This is a genomic window from Mycobacterium sp. TH-M25 (genome assembly GCF_057473665.1).
Map to the genome: position 1 here is coordinate 1 of NZ_JBYCLA010000476.1, position 4,211 is coordinate 4,211.

Genomic DNA, 4,211 nt, shown 5'->3' on the forward strand with positions numbered 1-4,211 from the left:
AACAGGCCCCCGGCGCTGCCGCCCAGCGCGACCAACTGTTGCGGACGGGTCTGCCCGGTGTCGACCAGGTGTTGTCCGACGGCAATGAAATCGGTGAAGGTGTTCTTCTTCTCGAGCAGCTTGCCGTGCTCATACCACAGCCGACCCATCTCGCCGCCACCACGCACGTGCGCGACGGCGAAGACCATCCCGCGGTCGAGCAGCGACAGCCGGGCGATGGAGAACCTGGGGTCCTCGCAGATCTCGTAGGCACCGTATCCGTATACCATTGCCGGAGCAGGGAATTCGATACCTGCCCGGTGCACGATCGAGATCGGGACCTTAGTGCCGTCGGCGGCCAGAGCCCACTCGCGACGCTCGACGTAGTCCTCGCGCCGGTAGTCACCAAGCACCGGTTGCTCACGCAGCAGCGTGCGCTCACCGGTGCGGAGGTCGAGGTCGTAGATCCGAACCGGAGTCACGAATGATCCCGCGCCGACCCGCAGCTTGGGGGAATTCCAATTGGGGTTGGCGCCCAGACCAGCCGACATCAACTCGGAGTCGAAGGCGATCTCCTCGGGCTGCCCGTAGCCATCTTTGGTGATGGGCCACAACTGGATTCGCGGCAGCGCCGCACGGCGATAGCTGACCACCAGGTTGCCACCGAACGCATCGACACCATCGAGCCGCACGTCGTCGCGGTGCTCGATCAGGGTCCGCTGGGCGGCAGGGTCGTTCACCGGCGCGTCGGCCAACGTGAAGTTCACCGCGTTGTCGTTGTGCAAGATCAGGAATCGATCCTCACCGCCAACGATCGCATGCTCCACCGAGTACTCGATGCCGTCGCGGCGCGGCAGCACAATGACGAATTCGGCTTCCGGGTCGGCGGCGTCGGCGTAGCGGACCTCCGAGGTGATCGCCGATCCCGCCGCGATCAGCACGTACTTGTCACTACGTGTCCGACCTACCGCGACCCAATATTTCTCGTCGGCCTCGTGGTAGACCTTCTCGGCCGGCAAGCCGGACGCCAGCCGGTGCCGCCAGACCGTGTCGGGGCGCCACGCCGCATCGACGGTGACGTAGTAGACCGTGCGGTTATCGATACCCCAGGTCGCTCCGGCGCCGATACCGACGATCTCGTCGGCATACTGCTCGCCGGTGCGGAGATCCCTGAACCGCAGCGTATACCGCTCGTCGCCGACCACGTCGACGGAGTAGGCCAGCAGGTTTCCGTCCGGGCTGACGCTGGCCGCTCCCAGTGCGAAGAAATCGTGCCCCTGGGCCTCTACGTTCTCATCCAGCAGCACCTGCTCACCGGGAATATCGGTGTGCTCGTCGAGCACCGGAGGATTCCAGTCGCTCGGATCGGCCACCGCACAACGGCATTGAACCCCGTACTGCTTGCCCTCGAAGCTGCGGGCGTAATACCACCAGTCGCCGCGCCGAACCGGTACTGACAAGTCGGTCTCTTTGGTGCGGGCTTTGATCTCGTCGAAGATCTTCTGCCGCAGCGGCTCCAGCGGGGCGGTCGCGTCGTCGGCGTAGTCGTTTTCTGCCTCTAGGTAGCTGATCACCTCAGCGCTGGACTTGTCCCGCAGCCACTCGTAGGGATCGATGAAAACGTCGCCGTGGAATTCTCGGCGCGAGTTGACGCGCTTCGCGATCGGGGGGTTGACGCTCATGCGGCCCGGCCGATCCAGTCTTCGAATCTCAGGCCCGAAATGCGTTCGTAGGCTTCGATGTAACGGGCCCGGGTGGCGTCGATAATGCCGTCCGGTAGCGGCGGTGGCGGCTGCGACCCGCCACGGTCCCAGCCCGAATCCGAACTGAGCAGCCAATTGCGGACGAACTGCTTGTCGAAGCTGTTCTGGACTTCACCGACCCGGTATTCAGAGGCCGGCCAGTACCGCGACGAGTCCGGGGTGAAGACCTCGTCGGCCAGGATCAGGTCGCCGTTGCCGTCCACGCCGAACTCGAATTTGGTGTCTGCGATGATGATCCCCTTGGTCAGCGCGTGGTCGGCGGCCTGCACGTAGGTCTGCAACGTTCGGTCGCGCAGTTGGTTGGCGCGCACGCCGCCCACCATTTCGATCACCCGAGGGAACGAAATGTTCTCATCATGTTCTCCCAGTTCGGCTTTCGTGGCCGGGGTAAACAGCGGCGCGGAGAATCGGCTGGCCTCGACGAGGCCGGGCGGCAGCATGATGCCGCAGACCGTGCCGCTCCGCTGGTAGTCCACGAGACCGGAGCCGGTCAGGTATCCGCGGGCCACACACTCCACGGGCATCATCTCGAGCCGTCGTACCACCAGCGCCCGGCCCAAGACTTCGTCGGGAATGCGCGGGTCGTCCGGCGGACCGGCCAAGTGGTTGGGGGCGTCGACGAGCCCGAAGAAGAACACGCTCATCGCTGTCAGGATGCGCCCCTTGTCGGGGATCATGCTGTCGAGCACATAGTCGAACGCCGAGATCCGGTCCGTCGCCACGAACAACAGGTGACCGTCGTCGATGCGGTACAGCTCGCGGACCTTGCCACTGGCCAGATGCTGGTAGTCGGATAGAGCGGGACGGACCATCGGGACAGCGTAACTGTCGCCGTATTGCCGACCGCCAGACCGACCCTGTGCTGGGATCGCCAGTATGAACCCGCGGTTTGTCCCCTACGCCAACACACCGGGCCGGCTGCTGGCTCAATTGTTCAGCGACACCGTCGTCGTGATCTGGTCGTTCGTGTGGGCGCTCGTCGGCCTGGCCGTGCACAGCGCGGTCTCGACGATCGCCGACGTGGGCCGTCAGGTCCAGAGCGGCGCCGACGGCGTCGCCGACAGCCTGACGTCGGCCGGCCATAGCGCCGACCACGTTCCCTTGGTCGGCAAGGCCGTCAGCGACCCGCTGACCGCGGCAGGCAAGGCCGCGCTCGACATCGCCGGCGCCGGCCACAACCTGGACACCACGGCGAGTTGGCTGGCCGTCGTGCTGGCGCTGGCCGTCGCAGCGCCGCCGACGCTCGGGGTGGCGGTGCCGTGGCTGGTGTTGCGCATCCGATTCGTCCGACGCAAGTTGACCGTGGGTGCCCTGGCCACCACACCCGCCGGCGCTCAGTTGCTGGCGTTGCGCGCGTTGGCCAACCGGCCGCTGGCCCGGCTCACCGCGGTCACCCCCGACCCGGTCGGGGCGTGGCGTGCGGGCGACCCGCACGCCATCCACGGGCTGGCCGCCATCGAATTGCGTTCGGCGGGAGCGGCCGTCAGAACGCGTTAGCGCAGTTCCACGACCAAGTGCCGGATGCCGGTGTGCCGGTTGCTGCGGGTCCACTCGACGTCGCGGACCACCCGGACATCGCCGAAGCGGGTCAGCAGTTCTTCGAACAGCACCCGCAGTTCCAGCCGAGCCAGGTTGGCGCCCAGGCAGTAGTGCACACCTTGTCCGAAACCCAGGTGGGGGTTGGGTTTTTGCCTGATATCGAACACGTTGGCATCGTCGAACACGCTCTCGTCGCGATTGGCCGAACCTTCCCAGATCTGGACCTTCTGCCCGGCCGCGATCGACACGTCGCCGAGCGCCACGTCGCAGGTGGCGGTGCGCCGCTTGGACGGCGACGGCGACGTCCACCGGACCATCTCCTCGACCGCAACCGGCAACCCCTTCACATCGTCACGCAGAGAACGTAATTGATCCGGATGCTGGGCCAGGACCAACAGCCCACCCGCGACCGCGTTTCGGGTGGTCTCGGCGCCGGCACTGAACAACAGGCTGAAGAACAGATACAGCTCGAGGTCGGACATGGCCGGCCCGCCGCCGTCGTCCGCGTTGGCGACCACCGAGAGCATGTCGTCGGTCGGCTGCGCCCGCTTCGACGCGATCAACTCCTGCCCGTAGGCGTACATCCGCGAGCCGGCCTCCTCGGCCGTCAACTGCGACAACGCAGCCTTGCGCGACCCGCCGAAGTCGAACTGCGGCTCGATCGCCTCGAACAGCCAATGCCGTTCCGACTCAGGCACTCCCAGCAGGATGCAGATCATCTGCATCGGCAGCTCGGCGGCGATGTCGACCAGGAAGTCGAACGGCTCGCCGGGCACCACCGCGTCCAGCAGGCGGCGGGTCCGGGCTCGCAGGTCCTCTTCGACCAGGCCGATCATCCTCGGCGTCAGCCCGGAGCTGATCAGTCGCCGAATCTGGGAATGCCGCGGGTCGTCCATCATGTTGAGCACCTGGCCCGCGATGGACAAATCC

Annotated in this window: 4 protein-coding genes; 1 reads left to right on the top strand and 3 read right to left on the bottom strand. The window is 66.1% G+C overall.

Going from position 1 to position 4,211, the window contains the following annotated elements:
• On the bottom strand, positions 1-1,661 hold a 1,661-nt coding region (locus tag AC2VOU_RS16120), incomplete at its 3' end, for a S9 family peptidase (protein WP_486958276.1).
• The gene (locus AC2VOU_RS16125) at positions 1,658-2,554 is read right to left on the bottom strand and encodes a phosphoribosylaminoimidazolesuccinocarboxamide synthase (RefSeq protein ID WP_486958277.1); all 897 of its coding nucleotides are present in this window, start codon (positions 2,552-2,554) and stop codon (positions 1,658-1,660) included. The genes AC2VOU_RS16125 and AC2VOU_RS16120, both read right to left, overlap by 4 nt.
• A gap of 64 nt (positions 2,555-2,618) precedes the next feature.
• Here AC2VOU_RS16125 and AC2VOU_RS16130 point away from each other — a divergent pair, with 64 nt between their 5' ends.
• Complete coding sequence (locus AC2VOU_RS16130) at positions 2,619-3,239, top strand: hypothetical protein (RefSeq protein WP_486958278.1); 621 nt, start codon at positions 2,619-2,621, stop codon at positions 3,237-3,239.
• Here AC2VOU_RS16130 and AC2VOU_RS16135 read toward each other — a convergent pair.
• Positions 3,236-4,211: cytochrome P450 (locus AC2VOU_RS16135; protein ID WP_486958279.1), on the bottom strand; the 976-nt coding region annotated here is incomplete at its 5' end. The genes AC2VOU_RS16130 and AC2VOU_RS16135 overlap by 4 nt on opposite strands.